General features: G+C 38.9%; 22 protein-coding genes. 13 read left to right on the forward strand and 9 right to left on the reverse strand.

Features of this window, described 5'->3' with window-relative positions:
• Positions 1 to 23: 23 nt before the first annotated feature.
• Complete coding sequence (queE, locus tag F985_RS08325; RefSeq protein ID WP_004699930.1) at positions 24 to 734, reverse strand: 7-carboxy-7-deazaguanine synthase QueE; 711 nt, start codon at positions 732 to 734, stop codon at positions 24 to 26.
• Between the two features lie 99 nt (positions 735 to 833).
• Positions 834 to 1,655, reverse strand: a complete 822-nt coding sequence (gene dapD / locus F985_RS08330) for a 2,3,4,5-tetrahydropyridine-2,6-dicarboxylate N-succinyltransferase (protein ID WP_004699931.1) — start codon at positions 1,653 to 1,655, stop codon at positions 834 to 836.
• 284 nt (positions 1,656 to 1,939) lie between these two features.
• Here dapD and carO point away from each other — a divergent pair, with 284 nt between their 5' ends.
• Entirely contained in the window at positions 1,940 to 2,683 is a 744-nt protein-coding gene (gene carO, locus F985_RS08335) for an ornithine uptake porin CarO type 2 (protein WP_004699932.1), read from the forward strand.
• A gap of 84 nt (positions 2,684 to 2,767) precedes the next feature.
• Here the strand turns inward: carO and F985_RS08340 are convergent, their stop codons facing one another.
• The 6 genes from F985_RS08340 to F985_RS08365 all read right to left on the reverse strand — a co-directional run bounded on the left by F985_RS08340 (position 2,768) and on the right by F985_RS08365 (position 8,277).
• Positions 2,768 to 3,691 (reverse strand): CysB family HTH-type transcriptional regulator, encoded by a 924-nt coding sequence (locus F985_RS08340; protein WP_004699933.1) that lies wholly within the window; start codon positions 3,689 to 3,691, stop codon positions 2,768 to 2,770.
• A 71-nt stretch (positions 3,692 to 3,762) separates the two neighbouring features.
• Complete coding sequence (locus F985_RS08345) at positions 3,763 to 4,824, reverse strand: sulfate/molybdate ABC transporter ATP-binding protein (RefSeq protein WP_004699934.1); 1,062 nt, start codon at positions 4,822 to 4,824, stop codon at positions 3,763 to 3,765.
• A gap of 11 nt (positions 4,825 to 4,835) precedes the next feature.
• Positions 4,836 to 5,720, reverse strand: a complete 885-nt coding sequence (gene cysW, locus F985_RS08350) for a sulfate ABC transporter permease subunit CysW (protein ID WP_004699936.1) — start codon at positions 5,718 to 5,720, stop codon at positions 4,836 to 4,838.
• The gene (gene cysT, locus F985_RS08355) at positions 5,717 to 6,550 is read right to left on the reverse strand and encodes a sulfate ABC transporter permease subunit CysT (RefSeq protein ID WP_004699938.1); all 834 of its coding nucleotides are present in this window, start codon (positions 6,548 to 6,550) and stop codon (positions 5,717 to 5,719) included. The genes cysW and cysT overlap by 4 nt, the downstream gene beginning before the upstream one ends.
• A gap of 80 nt (positions 6,551 to 6,630) precedes the next feature.
• Entirely contained in the window at positions 6,631 to 7,239 is a 609-nt protein-coding gene (locus F985_RS08360) for an RBBP9/YdeN family alpha/beta hydrolase (RefSeq protein WP_004699940.1), read from the reverse strand.
• 30 nt (positions 7,240 to 7,269) lie between these two features.
• A complete protein-coding gene (locus F985_RS08365; RefSeq protein ID WP_004699943.1) occupies positions 7,270 to 8,277 on the reverse strand; it encodes a sulfate ABC transporter substrate-binding protein in 1,008 nt (335 codons plus the stop codon).
• Positions 8,278 to 8,539: 262 nt separating this feature from the next.
• Here F985_RS08365 and pabC point away from each other — a divergent pair, with 262 nt between their 5' ends.
• From pabC to F985_RS08385, 4 genes are all read left to right on the forward strand, one after another.
• A complete protein-coding gene (gene pabC / locus F985_RS08370) occupies positions 8,540 to 9,352 on the forward strand; it encodes an aminodeoxychorismate lyase (protein ID WP_004699945.1) in 813 nt (270 codons plus the stop codon).
• 1 nt (position 9,353) lies between these two features.
• The gene (gene mltG, locus F985_RS08375) at positions 9,354 to 10,424 is read left to right on the forward strand and encodes an endolytic transglycosylase MltG (protein WP_004699947.1); all 1,071 of its coding nucleotides are present in this window, start codon (positions 9,354 to 9,356) and stop codon (positions 10,422 to 10,424) included.
• A 9-nt stretch (positions 10,425 to 10,433) separates the two neighbouring features.
• Entirely contained in the window at positions 10,434 to 11,033 is a 600-nt protein-coding gene (tmk, locus tag F985_RS08380) for a dTMP kinase (RefSeq protein WP_004699949.1), read from the forward strand.
• A gap of 133 nt (positions 11,034 to 11,166) precedes the next feature.
• Positions 11,167 to 11,583 carry a PaaI family thioesterase gene (locus F985_RS08385; protein ID WP_004699951.1) on the forward strand — a complete coding sequence of 139 codons (417 nt, stop codon included), beginning with the start codon at positions 11,167 to 11,169 and terminating at the stop codon, positions 11,581 to 11,583.
• Positions 11,584 to 11,640: 57 nt separating this feature from the next.
• On the opposite strand, the gene nadB is transcribed toward F985_RS08385, so the two are convergent.
• Complete coding sequence (nadB, locus tag F985_RS08390; RefSeq protein WP_031944433.1) at positions 11,641 to 13,284, reverse strand: L-aspartate oxidase; 1,644 nt, start codon at positions 13,282 to 13,284, stop codon at positions 11,641 to 11,643.
• 231 nt (positions 13,285 to 13,515) lie between these two features.
• Between nadB and F985_RS08395 the strand changes: the two genes are divergently transcribed.
• The 8 genes from F985_RS08395 to era all read left to right on the forward strand — a co-directional run bounded on the left by F985_RS08395 (position 13,516) and on the right by era (position 21,025).
• Positions 13,516 to 14,892 carry a Do family serine endopeptidase gene (locus tag F985_RS08395; protein ID WP_004699956.1) on the forward strand — a complete coding sequence of 459 codons (1,377 nt, stop codon included), beginning with the start codon at positions 13,516 to 13,518 and terminating at the stop codon, positions 14,890 to 14,892.
• Between the two features lie 120 nt (positions 14,893 to 15,012).
• Positions 15,013 to 15,468 carry an acyl-CoA thioesterase gene (locus F985_RS08400; RefSeq protein ID WP_004699958.1) on the forward strand — a complete coding sequence of 152 codons (456 nt, stop codon included), beginning with the start codon at positions 15,013 to 15,015 and terminating at the stop codon, positions 15,466 to 15,468.
• A 13-nt stretch (positions 15,469 to 15,481) separates the two neighbouring features.
• Entirely contained in the window at positions 15,482 to 16,030 is a 549-nt protein-coding gene (locus tag F985_RS08405; RefSeq protein WP_004699960.1) for a GNAT family N-acetyltransferase, read from the forward strand.
• Positions 16,031 to 16,213: 183 nt separating this feature from the next.
• Entirely contained in the window at positions 16,214 to 18,031 is a 1,818-nt protein-coding gene (gene lepA / locus F985_RS08410) for a translation elongation factor 4 (RefSeq protein ID WP_004699962.1), read from the forward strand.
• Positions 18,032 to 18,101: 70 nt separating this feature from the next.
• Entirely contained in the window at positions 18,102 to 18,929 is an 828-nt protein-coding gene (lepB, locus tag F985_RS08415; protein ID WP_004699965.1) for a signal peptidase I, read from the forward strand.
• A gap of 23 nt (positions 18,930 to 18,952) precedes the next feature.
• Positions 18,953 to 19,327 (forward strand): DUF4845 domain-containing protein, encoded by a 375-nt coding sequence (locus tag F985_RS08420; RefSeq protein WP_004699967.1) that lies wholly within the window; start codon positions 18,953 to 18,955, stop codon positions 19,325 to 19,327.
• Positions 19,299 to 19,991 carry a ribonuclease III gene (gene rnc, locus F985_RS08425; protein WP_004699968.1) on the forward strand — a complete coding sequence of 231 codons (693 nt, stop codon included), beginning with the start codon at positions 19,299 to 19,301 and terminating at the stop codon, positions 19,989 to 19,991. Before F985_RS08420 ends, rnc begins: the two co-directional genes overlap by 29 nt.
• An 11-nt stretch (positions 19,992 to 20,002) precedes the next feature.
• The gene (gene era, locus F985_RS08430) at positions 20,003 to 21,025 is read left to right on the forward strand and encodes a GTPase Era (protein WP_077163210.1); all 1,023 of its coding nucleotides are present in this window, start codon (positions 20,003 to 20,005) and stop codon (positions 21,023 to 21,025) included.

Here is a 21,025-nt window from a genome sequence, read left to right on the forward strand (position 1 = left end):
GAATAATTTATTTTATTGAGCGATTAACGACCTGATTCATCATTCCAAAGCAGTTTATGTAACTGTAGTTGGAAACGAACAGGCATTTTATCGTCCAGTATCCACTGTGCCAGATCACGTGCTAAACGTGGTAGGCCAACAGCACCTTTTTCAACTGCAAAAGCAGGGGAGAACCAAACGGTACTGACTTTAGTTTGCAGTTGATATTGTTCAACTTGTTGCTTTGACCATTCATAATCTTCACGGTTACAAATCACAAATTTGATTTGGTCATGTGAGGTTAGATAGTCAAGATTGCTGATGAGATTACGATGTTCTTCACCAGAAGTTGGAGTTTTTAAATCGAGGACTTTAGAAACGCGAGGGTCTACTTTTGAGACATCAAGGGCACCACTGGTCTCTAAAGAAACGTCAAAACCAGCATCGCATAAACGTTGTAATAAAATTAAGCAATTTGGCTGCGCTAAAGGTTCACCACCAGTCACACAAATATAAGGCGTTTTATATTTTTCAGCCGTTTCAATAATGTGCTCAAGTGATAAACGTTCACCACCTTCAAAAGAATAGGTAGTATCGCAATATGTACAACGTAAAGGACAGCCTGTAAGACGAATAAATACAGTCGGTAGACCAGAGGCATTTGCTTCACCCTGCAACGAGTAAAAAATCTCGGTAATGCGTAAACCAGACGCAGGGTCAGAGACAGGAATTGCAGAGGAACGTAAGGAAGCCATTCTAGAAATACCACATTATATAAAAAATAAAATCTCTACGATCAGTGTTGATCGTAGAGATGAGGAGCGATTAAGGCTCCGCAAGAGAGTTATAACAAATTAGTCAGCGCGTAACAAATCGTTCAAGCTAGTTTTTGCACGTGTTTTTGCATCAACTTTTTTCACGATGATTGCAGCATATAAGCTGTAAGTACCACATTTAGATGGCAAGCTGCCTGAAACTACAACTGAACCTGCTGGTACACGACCGTAATGGATTTCCCCAGTTTCGCGGTCATAAATTTTAGTTGATTGACCGATGAAAACGCCCATTGAGATAACTGAGCCTTCTTCAACAATTACGCCTTCAACGATTTCAGAACGTGCACCGATAAAACAGTTATCTTCAATAATTGTCGGGTTAGCTTGTAAAGGCTCTAAAACGCCGCCGATACCAACACCACCAGACAAGTGAACGTTTTTACCAATTTGAGCACATGAACCTACAGTTGCCCATGTATCAACCATTGTGCCTTCATCTACATAAGCACCAATGTTGACATAAGATGGCATTAACACCACATTTTTAGCTTGGAAGCTACCGCGACGAGCAACAGCAGGAGGCACAACACGCACCCCAGCAGCTTTAAATTGCTCTTCAGTCCAACCAGAGAATTTAGTTTCAACTTTGTCGTAGAAACGAAGATCACATGACTCGATTGGTTTATTGTCATTTAGTTTAAATGATAATAAAACAGCTTTTTTTAACCATTGATGAACAACCCATTCACCATTGATTTTTTCTGCAACACGAAGTGTACCGTTATCTAATCCAGCAATTGCTTCTTCAACAGCTTGGCGAATTTCGCTTGAGCAATCTGCTGCAGTAAAGTTTGCGCGGTCTTCAAATGCTTGCTCAATGATCGTAGAAAGCTGAGACATGATCTTCCTTCCATAAAAAATTTTAAAGATTTTACACTAATTTGTGACAAGAATCTTTGAAAAAACGTGTTACGTTTTAAGCGAGAGTTAAAGTGGAAAAGCTTATTAGATAATCAAGTGTTTTTTACACAAAAATGATTTGAAAATAAAAATTTAACTCAATTTGTATCAAAAAATAACAGAAATCTAGCAGTTTTTGTATAAAAAAGACTCTATGCTCTTGAATATAATTTTTGTCACAAGCTGAAAAATTAAAAACAGAGCCTTTTCTTGAGGAGAAAACGATGAAAGTATTACGTGTTTTAGTGACAACTACAGCTTTACTTGCTGCTGGTGCTGCAATGGCAGATGAAGCTGTTGTTCATGACAGTTATGCATTCGATAAGAACCAATTAATTCCAGTAGGCGCTCGTGCTGAAGTTGGTACTACAGGCTATGGTGGTGCTTTATTATGGCAAGCAAACCCATACGTTGGTTTAGCATTGGGTTATAACGGTGGTGATATTTCTTGGTCTGATGATTTATCAATCAATGGTACTAAGTATGACATGGATATGGATAATAAATTAGCATATTTAAATGCTGAGATTCGTCCATGGGGTGCAAGTACTAATCGTTGGGCGCAAGGCGTATATATCGCTGCTGGAGCAGCATATGTTGATAGTCAATATGACTTGACTAAAAAAGTAGGTACGAATGCTTCTGTTGAAATTGATGGAAATCGTTTTAATGGGGGTGCTAATGGGGTAAATATCGCTGGTAATCTAAAGTATGATAACGATATTGCTCCTTACGTAGGTTTTGGTTTCGCACCTAAAATCAATAAAAACTGGGGCGTATTTGGTGAAGTCGGTGCCTATTATACTGGTAATCCTAAAGTAACTTTAGCTTCAAATAATGATGCATTAATTGGTAGCGATGGTCGTACTCTAGGTAAGACTTTAGATGATCAAGAAAACAAAATCCGTAACGATGACAAATACAAATGGTTACCAGTGGGTAAAGTTGGTGTGAACTTCTTCTGGTAATAAATATAAAAAAACGAGCTTCGGCTCGTTTTTTTTTGAACTTAATAAAAGAGCTATTCAGCTCTTTTATTTTATTCTTAATTTTTATTCATCTGGATAAGCAATTTTCTTGAGGGCTTTAATGTCAGCATCGGGTGAGCATAAAGAAATAAACTCATAACCGTAACCACGTAATAAATGGCCTTTACGAACAGCAATCCATGTGGTGTTAACACCAAAGATATCAGTTTTAATTTGTTTTAAACGATAGTCACGTTCTGCATCGTAAGCAACATCGTTGACAATTCCGACGCCCATGCCAAGTTCTACATAAGTCTTGATAACATCGGCATCAAGCGCAGACATTACGATATCTGCATCAATTTGGGCATCTTCAAATGCCTTATCAATTTTTGAACGACCTGTAAAACCACCATGATAAGTAATTAGCGGATATTCAGATAAAGCATCAAGATCAATCTTATTGAGCTTTGCAAGCGGGTGATCTTGCGGAGTAATAATACTGTGTTGCCATTGATAGTATGGAATACTTGCTAAGTTTTCTTCAGTTGTTAAAGACTCTGTCGCAATACCAATATCTGCTTCACCTTGTAATAGCATTTCTGCAATTTCAACAGGGCTGGCTTGTTGCAAAATCAAATGTACTTTAGGGAATAGCTTTTTAAATTGATTAACGATCGGGGGTAGTACATAACGTGCTTGAGTATGCGTTGTTGCAATCGTGAGTGTACCTTCATCCACTTTATTAAAGTCATCGGCAAGACGTTTAATATTTTCCGCATCTACAAGCATACGCTCTACAATGCTAAGTAGTGATTGGCCTGGTTCAGTTAAACCAAGTAAACGTTTACCTTTACGAACGAAAAGTTGTACACCTAATTCATCTTCTAAATCTTTAATATGTTTACTGACACCTGATTGAGAGGTGTATAACGCGGCAGATGCTTCCGTTAAATTAAAGTTTTGGCGTACTGTTTCTCGGATAATTCTTAATTGTTGAAAGTTCATTTACACTTTTCCTCGAAAGAGGTGAGGAACGGCTTTAAATTCCGCGACATGATTCCTCACCAAATAATTCCTTAAGCAACTTGATCTGCAAATAGATGAAGTTGAGATGCACTGACCCAAACAGTTTGATTTGGTTTAAATGCATGTTGTTTTGCAGCTTCACTGCTCAGAGCAATCTCAATTAAACGTCCATTACGATCTTGTAATTCCGCCACTACTTTTCCAGCAATCCAGACTTCACGTACAAAAGTTGCTTCAATTGTATTTGCCTGTGGTTGCGAATGAATATGTAACTCATCCGGACGGGCAAAAGCAATCACTTTTCCTTGCGGTGCCTGAACTGTAGTCGGTAATTTGATACGATCATTGCCAATACGGATAATACCGCCAGCATGTTCACCTTCAAAACGATTTGCTTGACCCAAGAAATCAAATACAAATGGCGTTGCAGGTTTTTCGTAGACTTCACGTGGTGAACCAATTTGTTCAACGTTACCTTTATTCATCACAATAATCTGGTCAGCCACTTCAAGAGCTTCTTCTTGATCATGGGTTACAAAAATTGAAGTGATATGCAATTCGTCATGCAAGTTGCGTAACCAGCGACGTAGTTCTTTACGGACTTTGGCATCTAGTGCGCCAAATGGTTCATCAAGCAATAGCACACGAGGCTCTACAGCGAGTGCTCGAGCTAAAGCAATACGTTGACGTTGACCACCAGAAAGCTGAGCAGGGTAGCGGTCTGCTAAAAAGCCCAGTTGAACTAGGTCAAGCAGACGAGTAACACGTTTTTTAATCTCAGCTTCCGAAGGACGGGTCGCACGAGGGCGAACACGTAAACCAAAAGCAATATTGTCAAATACAGTCATATGACGGAATAAAGCATAGTGCTGAAATACAAAGCCAACTTGACGTTCGCGAACATGGACATTAGTTGCATCTTCGCCTTCAAGCAGCACTTGACCATCATCAGCTGATTCTAATCCAGCAATAATCCGAAGTAGTGTGGTTTTACCGCAGCCAGATGGTCCGAGTAGCGCAACCAGTTCGCCCTCTGGAAAATCTAGGGAAATATTTTTAAGCGCATGGAATGCACCAAAGTGTTTTTCAATATTCTTAACTTGAATACTCATGATTTCATTCCTTACGAATCAGTTGAATGCGGTTCTGGTTTGTCTTGATGCAGTTCTAACCAAGTTTTCAATACCAGTGTTAATAAGGCTAAGAAAGCAAGTAATGAGGACACGGCAAAGGCTGCACTGAAGGTGTACTCGTTATATAAAATTTCAACATGAAGTGGCAGGGTATTGGTTTCACCACGAATGTGACCAGAAACCACTGATACTGCACCAAACTCACCCATTGCACGCGCGTTACACAAAATCACGCCGTAAATTAAACCCCACTTAATGTTAGGCAGAGTGACTTTCCAAAAGGTTTGCCAGCCTGAAGCACCTAACACAATTGCTGCTTCTTCTTCCTCTGTTCCTTGAGCTTCCATCAGTGGAATTAACTCACGTGCAACAAAAGGAACGGTAATAAAGATAGTTGCTAATACAATCGCAGGTACGGCATATAAAATCTTGATGTCATGGTCCATTAACCAGCCGCCTAACCAACCTTGAGCACCAAAAATCAGTACAATCATTAAACCTGCAATAACTGGTGAAACCGAAAAAGGCATATCAATAATGGTGGTTAGAATCGCTTTACCTCTAAACTGGAACTTAGAAACAGCCCATGCTGCGGCAATACCAAATATCACGTTAATTGGAACTGCAATCGCTGCGGTGAGTAATGTTAATTTCACCGCTGACAAAGTATCTGGATCAATTAAAGCCTGAACATAAACTTCAAGGCCTTGTTTAAATGCTTCAACAAAAACCAAAATAAGTGGCAGCATTAAGCAACTAAGAAAGAAAATCAGTGCAACTGTAATGAGCGTATAACGTACCCAAGTCGGTTCACGAGTCGCATCACGAGACTGTAACTTCAAAGCAAGTGCATTGCTGTCGGTATGTAGGTTCATGTGATATTTCTCCCTGTACGACGGTTTGCCCATGCTTGAAGTAAATTAATGGCAAATAAAATAATGAAAGAGAGAACCAACATGACCGCTGCAATGGTGGTTGCACCTGCATAGTCATATTCTTCAAGGCGAGAAATAATCATGAGTGGGGCAATTTCTGTTTTAAACGGCTGGTTACCTGCGATGAAAATTACAGAACCATACTCACCCACGCCACGAGCAAATGCTAAAGCAAAGCCTGTAAATAGAGCAGGTAGTAATATTGGCAAAATAATTTTAGTAATCGTCTGCCAGCGATTTGCCCCAAGTGCAGAAGCAGCCTCTTCAAGCTCGGTTTCGATATCGCTTAGTACGGGTTGAACAGTTCGAACAATAAAAGGAATACCAATAAATACTAAAGCTAGCGTAATTCCGATCGGTGTATAGGCAACCTGAATACCGAGTGGTTCTAAATATTGACCAATCCAGCCAGTGGGTGCATAAAGTGAAGTAAGCGCAATACCTGCAACTGCTGTTGGAAGTGCGAAAGGTAAGTCTACTAAAGCATCAACCAGACGTTTTCCGGGAAAGTTATAACGAACAAGGCACCAAGCTAAAAGTAGTCCGAAAACAACATTAATAAACGCCGCAATTAAAGCTGAACTAAAGCTCAATTGAAGTGATTTTAAAATACGTTCAGAGGTTAAAATTTCCCATAGTCCGTCCCATCCGATTCCAAATGATTTGATAAAGACTGCGGCTAATGGAATAAGCACAATAAAAGAAACGTAGGCGAGGGTGAAGCCCAATGATAGACCAAACCCAGGCAGCACTCGGGATCGCTGCGACATGATATTTCCTCAAAGAGAAAAGCCTGCTGAAACCAGTAAGCGAATAAATAAAGATAAACGGCGCGGTATAAAGCTGGGTATTAAGCAAATTTCAAAGAGAAATGTGTCTTTACCGGATCAATAGATGAGTGGCTACACATCGAGTCTTCAGGAAGTAGATAGTTCAGTAAATCAGGGAATGGGCCAAAACCGGAAGCAACATTAATATGACCGACTTCTCCAAGATTAATAGGATTTAATTGCCAAGCTTTAGCAAGTTGTAAAGCATCAAAAAAATCTAACCAAGGATCATTTTCACTAATCAGTAGTGTTGTAGGCACATTAATTTTTAACTGATGAAAATAATCTTTGTAGTCAGTCAAGCTATGGCGAGCAAAACCAGCTTCACCAAAACGTGCCGGATTTGCAGGAGCAACCAAAATTAGTTTTTTAACCTGAGCTTGTAACTCAGGATGCTCAGCTAAAGCAGCAACACTGGTTAAGCAACCGAAGCTATGCGCAACAATTTGCACGGGTGCTTGTACCGCTTGAACTGTTTTAACAAATTGTTCAATCCATTCACTTAATACGGGTCTATCCCAGTTTTTTTGCTCAACACGAGAACTAGACACGAGTTGACGCTGCAACCAAGATTGCCAATGTTGATGTTCACTTCCACCTACACCTGGAACAATTACAGAGTGAGTCATGTCTGTTCTCCTTATCCTTAGTACAAAGAATTACTTCTCTGCACTATTAATTTTCACGATTTGATCGAAAACACCACCATTATCAAAGTGTTGTTTTTGCACTTTTGTCCAACCGCCAAACTCTTTATCAATTGTTACGAGTTTCAATGGCTTAAATACATTGCTGTATTTTTTGAGTACAGCTGCATTACGAGGGCGGTAGAAGTTACGTGCTGCAATTTCTTGGCCAGCAGGTGAGTACAAGTAGTTGAGGTAACCTTTCGCGATGGTGAGATTGCCTTTTTTGGCAGCGTTTTTCTCAACAACAGCAACTGGTGGTTCAGCTAAAATCGAAAGAGACGGGGTAATAATTTCAAATTTGCCCGGTTGTTCGCGAACAGCTAAATGAGCTTCATTTTCCCAAGCAAGTAACACATCACCAATGCCACGTTCAGCAAAAGTCGTAGTTGCACCACGTGCACCCGAATCTAGAACTTTAGTGTGCTTATAAATTTGGCGGACATACTCTTGTGCTTTAGCATCGTTACCACCTGGTTGATGTTTTGCCCAAGCCCAAGCTGCAAGGTAGTTCCAGCGAGCACCGCCAGAAGTTTTTGGGTTTGGTGTAATAATTTCTACACCTGGTTTGATTAAGTCACCCCAGTCTTTAATTTGTTTAGGATTACCCTTACGTACCAAAAATACGATTGTTGATGTGTATGGTGTAGAGTTTTGCGGTAACTTCTTCTGCCAATCAGTTGGGAGCAATTTTGCTTTTTCAGCAATTTCGTCAATATCAGCTGCAAGTGCTAATGTCACAACGTCAGCATTTAAGCCATCAATCACTGCACGAGCCTGTTTGCCGGAACCGCCGTGTGATTGCTTAAACTGAATATCTTGACCAGTACGCTGTTTCCAATAAGCACCAAACTGCTTATTAAAGTCTGTATATAACTCACGAGTAGGATCGTAAGAAACGTTTAAAAATTCTTGTGCTGCAAATGATGAAACAGAAAGAAGCGCAGCAATAACCCCAACTTTTAATTGAGAAAAACGCATGAGATAACCCCTCAAAAATACGAAATGTTCAAAACATGAACGCAGAATAGCGCTAGTCTTTATTCTAAAAAAATAATAAAAAACGAATTTAATATGAAAAATATAGAAATATAAAAAATGGATAAACTATTCTTAAATCTTGATATATAACAAGTTTCAAAAGTGCTGATTAAATCGGTATAATTTTTTAAAATCAGTCATTTATTAATTAAATGAAAGGTGTTGTATTGTTGGGCGGTTTTTAAGAAAGGACGGATTAAGCATGTGGTGTTTTAAAAATGGTCAACCTGTTGAAACCATTCCGTTACTAGACCGAGCATTTCATTATGGGGATGGATGCTTTACCACAATTCGTATTTTTCAAAATAAGGTTGAGCTTAAGGCTCGACACTGGGAACGTCTAAAACTTGCCTCCCAAAAACTAGCTTTAACTGCAAACTTTGACTTCATTGAACAGAGTTTACAGCATCTATATAAACAAAACCTTGTACTCAATGGTACTTTAAAAATTGTAATTAGCCGTGGTGAAGGTGACCGTGGTTATAGTTTGCCAAAGCATGAAGCAGATATTTATGTCTGGTTCTATCCAAAAGCATTAGATCAGTTCCGACCAGACTTTATTAAGTGTGGGGTTTTAAATCAGGCCTTGGGTTTAACCATGCCAAGTCTAGTTGGACTTAAATCTTTAAACCGTCTGGAACAGGTACTGCTAAAAAAAGAAGCAGATCAACAAGGGTGGGCAGAAGCATTAGTATCTGATGTACAAGGTTATATTGTTGAAGGGGTAAGCAGTAATTGTTTTATTCGTTTAAATGATAGATGGATTACACCGGAACTTCGCTATAATGGCGTCCACGGTGTGATGCGTGCAGAAATTCTGGCGCGTATGCAGCACCATGGAATTGCCTGCGAAGTCAGAATAATTGAATTAGATGAAGTGCCACAAATACAGAGTCTATTCTTTTGTAATGCTTTACATCCAATGCGAGTAGTTACTCAAATAGGTGAACAAACTCTAGATTCACAGGCATGCATAGATTTATTTCATATCCTTAACTTGAATCAGATTCATTAATATGCCGAAGCCACCTGTGAACGCGAAAGCAAAAAATGCTAAAAAAAAGGGCAATAAAACAGCATCTCATTTTCCTAAAAAGTTGGTGCTGATTGGCTTTTTTATTGTTTTAATTTCTATTTTTGCTATTTTGTGGTCAAGTTTATTTAAAGCTTATCCTGTTGAAGGGAAAAAGCAGATGTTATCTATTACATCTGGGGAAACTTATTCTGGTTTTATTGATCGTTTAGCAAAAGAAGACAAAATTAGCTTTCCTATCGTATTAAAGCTTTATCAAAAGTTTATGATTCATGACAGCATGAAAGCTGGTGTGTATGAAATTGAACAAGGGATGAGCGTAAGGCAAGTATTAGAGATGTTGTCTAATGCTGATAATGCTCAGATGAACCGTGTTTTGGTGATTGAAGGTACGACCTTTAAACAGCTTATTACTGCTTTGAAAAATGATAAAAATGTAAAAAATACAATACTCGATTTACCTGATGATCAGCTCATGAAGGCGCTAGGAATTCCATATCATCATCCGGAAGGTTTATTTGCGCCTAACACTTATTTCTTTGCAAAAGGTGAGACTGATAAAAAAATCCTCACCGCTTTATATCATCATCAAATGAAAGCCTTAGATACTGCTTGGGCAAATCGTGCACCAAACTTACCTTATAAAGATAAGTATGAAGCTTTAATTATGGCTTCAATTGTTGAAAAAGAAACAAGTGTAGATAGTGAGCTTGAGCAAGTATCTGGTGTATTTGTGCGCCGTTTGAAAATTGGTATGCGTTTACAAACTGACCCAACCGTGATTTATGGAATGGGTGATAACTATAAAGGCAAGATTACTCGCGAAGACTTACGTACACCAACTGCATATAATACCTATACTATTAATGGTTTACCGCCGACACCAATTGCTTTACCTAGTCAAAAGGCAATTGAAGCAGCATTACATCCAGATGACTCAAATAATATTTATTTTGTGGCAACTGGTAATGGCGGTCATAAATTTACAGCAGATTTACAGGCTCATAATCAAGCGGTACAAGAGTACTTATCCGTGTTGAGATCGAAGAAATAAGGAAAAAAGATGTTTATTAGCTTTGAAGGCACGGAAGGGGTAGGTAAAACTACACTCATTCGAAAAATTCATCAGCATTTTGAAGAGCAAGGTAAACAAGTTGTTTTAACCCGTGAACCAGGTGGTACGCCTTTAGCAGAACAAATACGTTCAATGCTTTTAGCGGTAAATCATGATGAAAATATGAGTCACGATACTGAACTACTCTTAATTTATGCGGCACGTGCGCAACACTTACAACAAGTGATTTTGCCGGCTCTAGAGTCTAGCAAAATTGTTTTAAGTGATCGCTTTACCGATGCAAGCTTTGCTTACCAATGTTCGGGTCGTGGTTTAAGCCAAGATAAATTACAGCTTTTAAATCAGAACTTTGTTTCACGTATGCCAAACGTGACTTTCTGGTTAGATGCACCGATTGAACTCGGTATGAACCGTGCACGTGAGCGTGGAGCTTTAGACCGTTTTGAACAAGAAAAGTTAAGTTTCTTTACTAAAGTTCGCGAAGGTTATGAGACCTTATGGAAAGCTGAACCTGAACGTATTAAACGTTTAGATGCTACGCAAAGTCCTGATCAGGTGTTTGAGCAAGCCTTACAATATTTAGGATAAATAATAAAAGCCACTCTCATATTTGTGGGAGTGGTTAAAAATAATGACAAATCTGCTTAAAAAGAACATAGAGCATATTGAACAATATTTTATGCTATTTTGAATACTGTTCTTAAATCGAAGAAAAACAAGGATGAAAAGTTCAAAAGAAGAAATTATAGCGTTTCTTGAAAAGGAATTTCCCCCAAGTCTTGAACATTGCACGATTGAATCAGTCACGCCTAAAGCTGCTGTCGTTTATTATCATGTCGATCAAAGACATCAACGTCCGGGTGGTACCATATCTGGACCTACCATGATGACTTTGGCAGACTTTGCTTTGTATATCGCAATACTCGGTGAAATTGGAATTGTTGGTTTGGCGGTAACGACGAATTTTAATATTAACTTTCTTAGAAAACCCGCAGGTGATAAAGATCTACGCAGCGAATGTAAGCTCATGAAAGTCGGAAAGAGTCTTGTCGTGGGTGAGGTATGGATTTATTCAGTAGGATTAGATGAACCAGTAGCGCATGTAACCGCAACTTATTCAATTCCACCTAGACCATGAATATTAAATTCAAAAAAAGCACAGCAAGAGCTGTGCTTTTTTTATAAGAAGAACAGTTTAAATTTCGGTATTAACCAATGGTTGTTCTACTGTAAAAGTTGGAGGAGTTAAAACAGTTTTACGAATCTCTTTTGAAGTTTCTGGATAATCGAGCGTGTAGTGTAGTCCACGTGATTCTTTGCGGTGCATGGCACAGCGAACAATCATCTCAGAAACGAGCACAAGATTACGCAGTTCAATCAGGTTTTTACTGACACGATAATCTTGATAATATTCAGTGATTTCACGCTTTAACATCTCTATACGGTGTAAAGCACGCTCTAAACGTTTTGTAGTTCTTACAATACCAACGTAGTTCCACATGGTTGAACGTAACTCATCCCAGTTTTGTAAAATCACCACATCTTCATCTGGGTTGGTTACTTGAGAGTCATCCCAAGTTGGTACTTCTGGTAATTTGAAGTTTTCATCAAACTTATTTTCGATGTCTTTTGCTGCACTCATGCCGTAAACAAAGCACTCAAGTAATGAGTTGCTTGCCATACGGTTTGCGCCATGTAAGCCTGTATAAGAGGTTTCACCAATTGCATATAGACCTTCAATATCGGTCTGACTATTTGAGTCAACTACAACACCACCACATGTATAGTGAGCTGCTGGCACTACTGGAATCATGTCTTTGGTAATGTCGATACCTAACTCAAGCAATCGTGCATAAAGTGTAGGGAAGTGCTCTTTAATAAATTCAGGTGATTTGTGGGTAATATCTAACCATACATGACGAATACCGAGACGCTTGATTTCGTGGTCAATGGTACGTGCCACAATATCGCGAGGAGCCAACTCTGCACGATCATCAAAACGAAGCATAAAACGTTCACCATCAGGCAAGCGTAAGTAAGCACCTTCACCACGCATCGCTTCAGTAATTAAAAAAGAACGTGCTTGTGGATGGTATAGGCAGGTTGGATGGAACTGGTTAAATTCCATATTCGCAACACGACAACCTGCGCGGTAAGCCATCGCAATACCATCGCCTGTAGCAATATCAGGGTTAGACGTATAAAGGTAAGCTTTCATCGCACCACCGCAAGCAAGTGCGGTAAATGGTGCAAGGAAGGTATGAACTTTTTCAGTGTTTTCGTCTAAGGCATACAAACCAATAGCGCGATTTACCTGATCTGTATGACCCAATTTATGCGACGTGATTAAATCAATCGCAATATAGTTTTCAAAAATAGTAATATTTTCGCGTTGTTTGGCGCGTTCAACCAATGTGGTTGAAATGGCTTTGCCTGTAGCATCAGCAGAATGGATAATGCGGCGCTGTGAGTGCCCACCTTCACGCGTTAAGTGAAGTTGCTCATCTTCATCTAAGGTGAACTGAACACCTTGCTCTAAAAGGAAATCAACAGAAGGGCGACCGCCTTCTACAGTATGTTGAACTGCATCTATTTCACATAAATGAGCACCTGCGATCATCGTGTCATTAATGTGTTGTTGAATAGAGTCAGTTTCATCAAGAACAGCAGCAACACCGCCTTGTGCATAGAAGGTACTTGCTTCAGTCAAAGCAGCTTTGGCTAAAACTGCAATATTAAAATGACTTGGTAACGATAAAGCCAGACTTAAACCAGCACCGCCACTGCCCACAATAATCACGTCAAAGTGGTGAATTGTCTGTTGATTAGGCATGTCCATTCGCATCAATTTAAAACGTCCGCTAATGACACCCCTTTTTACCTAAAAAGGCAAGAGCTTAAGCGCTCTAAGTCACAGAAAAATTGCAATTACCTTAAAAAATTGCAATGTGTAAAATAAACGTGATCATGATGTCTTATAAGTAAACATATTGTTACGCACAATTCCAAAGCATTGTGATACAAAAGTTTTATTCTTATTTCTCGTAGACCAATTGTGGGTGAGCACCGAATGAAATCTCGCTATTTACAACAAGGAATGTATGCAGCGGTATTTACAGTTGCCGCTGTTCAGGCAAACGCTGCTGTTGATTTTTCAAACCTCGTTGAACAAGTTAGTCCAGCTGTGGTGAGTGTAAATGTCGTAAAAAAAATGACTCAGGATGAACTGTTGCAACAGCAAGTTCCTGAAATTTTAAAACGTTTCTTTGGTAATCAGGTCATCATTCCACAGCAACAAGGTCCTCAAGAAAAAACCGCATACGGTAGTGCATTCTTTATTAGTAAAGATGGTTACTTACTCACAAACCATCATGTGATTGAAAATGCTTCCCGCATTAGTATTACTTTAAACGACCGTCGTGAAATTGATGCAACTGTTGTTGGTAGTGATGAACGTACCGATGTTGCCTTATTAAAAGTGAATGGGAATAATTATCCGGCTTTAAAAGTGGGTAATGTTGACCGCTTACGAGTCGGTGAGCCTGTTTTAGCGATTGGTTCACCATTTGGTTTTGATTACTCAGCCTCAGCAGGTATTGTCAGTGCTAAATCACGAAATATGAGTGGTGAAACCTCTGTACCGTTTATTCAAACAGATGTGGCTTTAAATCCAGGTAACTCAGGGGGTCCATTGTTTAATCAAAACGGTGAAGTAGTCGGAGTAAACTCACGTATCTTTAGTGGTACTGGTGGTTATATGGGCTTGTCTTTCTCTATTCCAATCGATGTTGCGATGGATGTAGCTGAACAGCTTAAAACCAAAGGGAAGGTTACTCGTTCATACTTAGGCGTTATGATGCAAGATATTGATCGTAACCTTGCTGATGCCTACAAATTACCTAAACCAGAAGGTGCTCTTATCACACAAGTTACGCCAAATTCACCTGCTCAAAAAGCAGGGCTTAGAGCTGGTGATGTGATTTTAAAACTTAATGGAACTTCTGTACTACGCACAAGTGATTTGCTCTATGCTTTAAACAAAGTACAGCCAAATCAAACTGTTCAGTTTGAAGTATTACGTGATGATAAAACTCGTAATATCTCGGCAACTTTGGCAACCGCACCAGATGAAACACCAGCTACAGGTGCTCAGACTTCTGCCTCTAAAGGTCCGGTTTTAGGCATGAGTATTCGTGATTTAGCTGAGCCAGAGAAAAATGCATTGAGCGTAAAAGGTGGTATTTATGTTCAAGATGTTCGCCGTGGTGGACTAGCATCATTGTCAAATATTATTCCGGGTGACGTGATTATTCAGGTTAATAATACTCAAATTTTGAATAGCCAAGATTTTGCAAAAGTTGTTTCTAACTTACAAAAAAATACGGTCGCACGTGTTGGAATCATTCGTCAAGGACAACGAGCAATGCTTGGTTTACGCATTCAGTAAAATGATTTAAAAATGAACCACCCTGAAAATGGGTGGTTTTTTATTATTTGTATTCGGCATAATGTTCAATCTAGCTAATTTAATTGTGGTTTTAGGTTTAATGATTAAAGTGGGTGTTTTGTGAGCAGTATTTTCGATTTGCATATTCAGGTTCAGCCACAGCATATTGATGCCTTGGGCCATGTTAACAATGTAATGTATGTCCAATGGATGCAAGATGTTGCTGCTGCTCATGTTGAAACATTAGGGGTAGGTGTAACCAAATACCTTGAACTTAAACATGCAATGGTTGCTGTTGAGCATCATGTGCAATACCGTAAGGCTGCGTTTGAAGGCGAAGAAATTATATTGCGGACATGGCTAGATGATATCAATGCGCTTTACTCATTTCGCCAGTATGTTTTTTATCGTCCCTCTGATCAGGCAGTTTTATTTGTTGGGAATACCAAATGGGCATGTATTGAAATTGCATCAGGCCGACCAAAACGGATGTCACCAACTTTTACACAAGCCTACAAGCCCCTTGATTCAAGTATAAATCCTTTAGATTTTACTATTTCATATAGAAGCCATTAAGAGAGATCAAAATTTGGAGCATTTATTTTCGATTGAAACTTCTAGACTAATTTTAAGTGAACTGGAGGAAAGTGACAAAACATCTGTTTTTGAATTATTTTCAAATTCAACAGTACTTGAATTCTATGATTTGAAACCTTTTGTTTCCTTAGAAGAAGCGGAAGTTTTGATTGAAAAAATGCATCTAAAATGGAAGACATGTATAGGTTTTAGGCATGCTATCCGCCTTAAACAAGATAGAACTATGTTGGGAACATGTGGTGTAAATAGCATCAAGCAAGTTGATAATGATTTTGCTGTAGTGATTGGTTATGAGCTTCATCCTAAAGCATGGGGTATTGGTTATATGCAAGAAGCACTTACAGGGATAATTCAGCATTTGAAGCAAGAACTTTTATTTGAGAAAAAAATAAAATATATTTGGGCTGAAATATTTGAATGGAACATTAAATCTCAGCAAGTTGTAAATAATCTTGGATTTGAATTAATTGGTAAAACAGTTAATCATACTAACAATACGGTATCTGACAACTTACTTAAGTTTGAGCTGAAGTTGTACTAATTTAAGTTTTCTTTAAAGAACATTACTTGGTTACATAAAGAAGTTTAAAAGCTTTTTTTAAAAGAAATAATTTATATCTTTTTCATTTCTGCAATCTGCTATAATCTCTCGCAATTTGTTAAACCGCTTTGGCTATGTATTAAAACAAGCTACATAGCACTTTATATTTTCTCAAGGTAGCCCATGGCGCAAGCTAAAAAATCCGTTGATATCAAAAATATCCGAAACTTCTCGATTATCGCTCATATTGATCATGGTAAGTCTACTTTAGCTGACCGTTTCATTCAGATGTGTGGTGGCCTACAAGATCGTGAGATGCAAGCTCAGGTCTTGGACTCAATGGAGCTTGAGCGCGAACGTGGGATTACCATTAAAGCAGCGTCTGTGACATTGTATTACACCCATCCAAATGGGCAGGAATATCAGCTTAATTTTATTGATACACCTGGGCACGTTGACTTCTCGTATGAAGTTTCTCGTTCGTTAGCTGCATGTGAAGGTGCATTATTGGTTGTTGATGCTGCGCAAGGCGTAGAAGCACAATCAGTTGCAAACTGTTATACAGCTATTGAACAAGGTCTCGAAGTTCTTCCTATTTTGAATAAAATTGATTTACCGCAGGCTGAACCTGAACGTGTAATTCATGAAATTGAAGAAATTATCGGGATTGAAGCGACAGATGCACCGACTTGTTCAGCAAAAACAGGTTTAGGCGTTGAAGGTGTATTAGAGCGTTTAGTTGATGTTATTCCGGCACCAGAAGGTGACCGTGAAGCTCCACTTCAAGCGTTAATTATCGATTCATGGTTTGATAACTACTTAGGTGTAGTTTCTCTTGTTCGTATCAAACAAGGTCGTATCCGTAAGGGCGACAAAATGTTGGTTAAGTCGACAGGACAAACTCATCCAGTAACTTCTGTTGGTGTATTTAATCCTAAGCATACTGAAACAGATATTCTTGAAGCTGGTGAAGTAGGTTTTGTTATTGCAGGTATTAAAGACATTTTTGGTGCACCAGTAGGTGATACCATTACACTTGCGACTACACCAGACGTTGCAACGTTACCAGGTTTCAAAAAGGTTAAACCGCAGGTTTATGCGGGTCTTTTCCCAATCGATTCAAGTGACTTTGAACCATTCCGCGAAGCATTACAGAAATTACAAATTAACGATTCTGCCTTGTTCTTTGAACCTGAAAGTTCAGATGCACTTGGTTTCGGTTTCCGCTGTGGTTTCTTGGGCATGTTGCATATGGAAATCGTACAAGAGCGTTTAGAGCGTGAGTACGATCTCGATTTAATTAGCTCTGCACCAACAGTAGTTTATGAAGCTGTTACCAAAAAAGGTGAGACGATCTATATCGATAGTCCATCTAAAATGCCAGATGGTTCAGTTGTTGAAGATTTACGTGAGCCAATTGCTGAATGTCACATTCTTGTGCCGCAAGAATACTTAGGTAATGTCATGACCTTATGTATTGAGCGTCGTGGTGTACAAAAAGACATGAAATTCTTAGGTAATCAAGTTTCGATTACTTTTGAAATTCCAATGGCTGAAGTCGTAATGGATTTCTTTGACAAGCTTAAATCATGTTCACGTGGTTTTGCATCGCTAGACTATAACTTTGTACGTTTTGAAAGTTCATCTTTAGTTAAGGTTGATGTGCTAATTAATAGTGAAAAGGTTGATGCCTTGGCTATGATTTGTCACCGTAATGATGCTCGTCATCGTGGTATTGCTCTAGTTGAAAAAATGAAAGACTTGATTCCGCGTCAGATGTTTGATGTGGCAATTCAGGCTGCCATTGGTGCGCAAATTATTGCTCGTTCGACCGTTAAGGCGATGCGTAAAAACGTCCTAGCAAAATGTTATGGCGGTGACGTGTCTCGTAAGAAGAAATTACTTTCTAAACAAAAAGAAGGTAAGAAACGTATGAAACAAGTGGGTAGTGTAGAAATTCCACAAGAAGCGTTCTTAGCTGTTTTGAAAGTAGAAAGATAAAAGAAAGGGCTGGGATGAACTTATATTCTCCCAGCCATAAAGCAAGCAGCTAGGCTGCGAGTGAGGTCATGTGGATTTTGATTTTAATTTAATTCTTGTTCCAGTTACGCTGATTTTATTTGCAGTGTGGTTGCTAGATAAGCTCGTTTTTAAACAGCGTGCGAATAAAGGGCGAGAGAACGAAAATTTTGTTATTACATGGGCCTATGACTTTTGGCCAGTTTTAGCCGTTGTGCTTGTATTACGTTCATTCCTTTATGAACCATTTAACATTCCATCAGACTCTATGGTTCCAACTTTAGAGACTGGCGATTTTATTTTGGTTAACAAGTTTGACTATGGTGTTCGTTTACCTATCGTCAATAAAAAAGTGATTGATGTTGGTGAGCCTAAACGTGGTGATGTCATTGTATTCCGTTATCCACCTCAGCCGACTATTAGCTACATTAAACGTGTAATTGGTTTACCGGGTGATCATATTGTTTATGATCATGGGCAATTGATTATTAATGGTCAAAAAATTCCTAAAGTAGCAACTCAGTTTAGTCGTGAAAAAGATGCTTTAGATACACCTACGTCGATTTATCATAAAGAAACGATTGGTGATCATACATTTACAATGCGTGAGCTTGAAGGCGTAAACGTTGCGCGTCAGGCACCTTTTATCAACTATGTTGATAATGGCAAATATTCGAACCAAGACGGTTTATATTGGGAAGTGACAGTTCCAAAAGGACATTACTTTGCAATGGGGGACAACCGTGATCAAAGTGCTGACAGTCGTTTCTGGGGCTTTGTTCCTGAAGAAAACTTAACAGGCCGAGCTTTCTATGTCTGGATGCATAAAGAACCTGGTTTCCACCTGCCAAGCTTTAGCCGAAATGGAAAAATAGATTAAAAACAACCATTAGGAAAACAAAAATGCGTAAGGCACAACAGGGTACTTCGTATTTAGCAATTTTATTTGGGGTGGTCATATTTGCAGTTGCGGCGAAAGCCGTACTTGCAGTTTGGCCAGCATATTGGGATGATCGTGTGATTAATAATCAGATTACTGAGCTTATGCAACAAAGCTCAGCTGATACCACACCCCAAAAGTTTATGACACAAATGGATCAACGACTTGAAATGAACAATATTCGTGACCTCCATTTTAAGGAGATTGCAGAAGTGTTTAACCAATCGGGTCTAATTGTCAAAAAGAAATATGAAGTAAGAAAACCATTCTTACTAAATATTGATTTAGTTTTAACATTTGAGAAGAGTTTTGACAAAACATCAGTTCAAACTAAGTGATCCTCGCTTACTCAGTCGGATCGGTTATCAATTTAAGCAGCCCGAATTGCTACAGTTAGCTTTGACTCATCGTTCGGTGAGTCATAGGTATAACTATGAACGTTTGGAGTTTTTAGGCGATTCGCTATTGGGGATGATCATCGCCAATTATTTATATCATGCCTACCCGCATGAAAATGAGGGGCGTTTAACGCGTATGCGTGCGACTCTGGTTCGCCAAGAAGCTTTAGGTAAAATTGCAACCGATTTGCAACTTAGTCGGTGTTTAATATTAAGCACGGGCGAATTGAAATCTGGTGGTCATCATCGTGAGTCAATATTGGCAGATACTGTAGAAGCGATTATTGGCGCAATATATCTTGATTGTAGTGACCTGAACCTACTTAACGATATTGTGTTAAAATGGTATGTACCTTATTTAGATCATATTGAGCCAACAGATCAACTCAAGGATCCAAAATCACGTTTACAAGAGTATCTACAAGCACGTAAAAAACATCTCCCTGTTTACGAGGTTGTAGATATTCAGGGTGATGCGCCTCATCAGCACTTTAAAGTCGAATGTTTGGTAGATGGTTTACCAAAGATTTATGGTGAGGGGTCAAGTCGTCGTTTTGCCGAGCAGGCAGCAGCGGCGGAAATTTTAAAGTTATTGGAGCAATAACCTGCATGTCGATGCATTCTGATCAAATCAATCCAGATTCAAATGAAAACCAAGATCCAAACAATCTGATTGATCAATTTTTTAGTTCCAAAGGCGTTACAATTCCTTCGGATTTTAAGAGCGGATTTGTGGCGATTGTGGGACGTCCAAATGTGGGTAAATCTACCCTCATGAACCATTTATTGGGTCAAAAGCTTTCTATTACTTCGCGTAAACCTCAAACGACACGCCATAAAATTATTGGTATTGATTCACGTGAAAAAATGCAAGCGGTCTATGTTGATACACCGGGGATGCATAAGAAAGAAGTACGTGCCATCAATAAAATGATGAACCGTGCTGCGCATTCTGCACTACGTGACGTTAACTTAGTTTTATTTGTTATCGATGCCTATAAGTGGACTCAAAATGACGATTTAGTGCTTGAGAAACTCAAGAATGCTGAAATGCCAGTTATTTTGGTGATTAACAAAGCTGATACTTTTGAAGATAAAAGAGAGATTCTTCCTCTAATTCAAGAGCGTACTAAGCTTATGAATTTTGCTGAGATTGTTCCTGTTTCTGCTCTACGTGGAGCTAACTTGGAACATTTAAGTGAAACGATTGAAAAATATCTTCCTTATCAGCCACCACTGTATTCATTTGATCAAATTACGGACCGTTCTGAGCGCTTCTTAGCAAGTGAGATCATCCGTGAAAAAATCATGCGTCAGTTGGGCGAAGAGCTTCCATATGATTTAACAGTACAAATTGAATCTTTCAAAACGGAAGAAGAAACTGTTAATGAGAAAACGGGACGATTAAAACCAGCTTGTACTTATATCGATGCAACTATTTTTGTGGATCGTGCTGGTCAAAAAGCAATCGTAATTGGTGAGAAAGGTGCCAAGCTTAAAACGATTGGTATGGATGCCCGTAAAGATATGGAAAAAATGTTCGAACAAAAGATCATGCTTACCTTATGGGTTAAGGTTAAAGGCGGTTGGTCTGATGATGAGCGTGCTTTAAAAAGTTTAGGATATAGTGATATCTAA

The sequence above is a fragment of the Acinetobacter seifertii genome (assembly GCF_000368065.1).
GTDB lineage: Bacteria > Pseudomonadota > Gammaproteobacteria > Pseudomonadales > Moraxellaceae > Acinetobacter > Acinetobacter seifertii.

Coding starts and splice junctions, on each gene's coding strand:
- nadB (WP_031944433.1), bottom strand. CDS start 13,284: ATGGACATGCCTAATCAACAGACAATTCACCACTTTGACGTGATTATT.
- tmk (WP_004699949.1), top strand. CDS start 10,434: ATGTTTATTAGCTTTGAAGGCACGGAAGGGGTAGGTAAAACTACACTC.
- cysT (WP_004699938.1), bottom strand. CDS start 6,550: ATGTCGCAGCGATCCCGAGTGCTGCCTGGGTTTGGTCTATCATTGGGC.
- dapD (WP_004699931.1), bottom strand. CDS start 1,655: ATGTCTCAGCTTTCTACGATCATTGAGCAAGCATTTGAAGACCGCGCA.
- carO (WP_004699932.1), top strand. CDS start 1,940: ATGAAAGTATTACGTGTTTTAGTGACAACTACAGCTTTACTTGCTGCT.
- era (WP_077163210.1), top strand. CDS start 20,003: ATGCATTCTGATCAAATCAATCCAGATTCAAATGAAAACCAAGATCCA.
- F985_RS08360 (WP_004699940.1), bottom strand. CDS start 7,239: ATGACTCACTCTGTAATTGTTCCAGGTGTAGGTGGAAGTGAACATCAA.
- F985_RS08395 (WP_004699956.1), top strand. CDS start 13,516: ATGAAATCTCGCTATTTACAACAAGGAATGTATGCAGCGGTATTTACA.
- F985_RS08365 (WP_004699943.1), bottom strand. CDS start 8,277: ATGCGTTTTTCTCAATTAAAAGTTGGGGTTATTGCTGCGCTTCTTTCT.
- pabC (WP_004699945.1), top strand. CDS start 8,540: ATGTGGTGTTTTAAAAATGGTCAACCTGTTGAAACCATTCCGTTACTA.
- lepA (WP_004699962.1), top strand. CDS start 16,214: ATGGCGCAAGCTAAAAAATCCGTTGATATCAAAAATATCCGAAACTTC.
- queE (WP_004699930.1), bottom strand. CDS start 734: ATGGCTTCCTTACGTTCCTCTGCAATTCCTGTCTCTGACCCTGCGTCT.
- mltG (WP_004699947.1), top strand. CDS start 9,354: ATGCCGAAGCCACCTGTGAACGCGAAAGCAAAAAATGCTAAAAAAAAG.
- F985_RS08420 (WP_004699967.1), top strand. CDS start 18,953: ATGCGTAAGGCACAACAGGGTACTTCGTATTTAGCAATTTTATTTGGG.
- F985_RS08340 (WP_004699933.1), bottom strand. CDS start 3,691: ATGAACTTTCAACAATTAAGAATTATCCGAGAAACAGTACGCCAAAAC.
- F985_RS08345 (WP_004699934.1), bottom strand. CDS start 4,824: ATGAGTATTCAAGTTAAGAATATTGAAAAACACTTTGGTGCATTCCAT.
- cysW (WP_004699936.1), bottom strand. CDS start 5,720: ATGAACCTACATACCGACAGCAATGCACTTGCTTTGAAGTTACAGTCT.
- F985_RS08385 (WP_004699951.1), top strand. CDS start 11,167: ATGAAAAGTTCAAAAGAAGAAATTATAGCGTTTCTTGAAAAGGAATTT.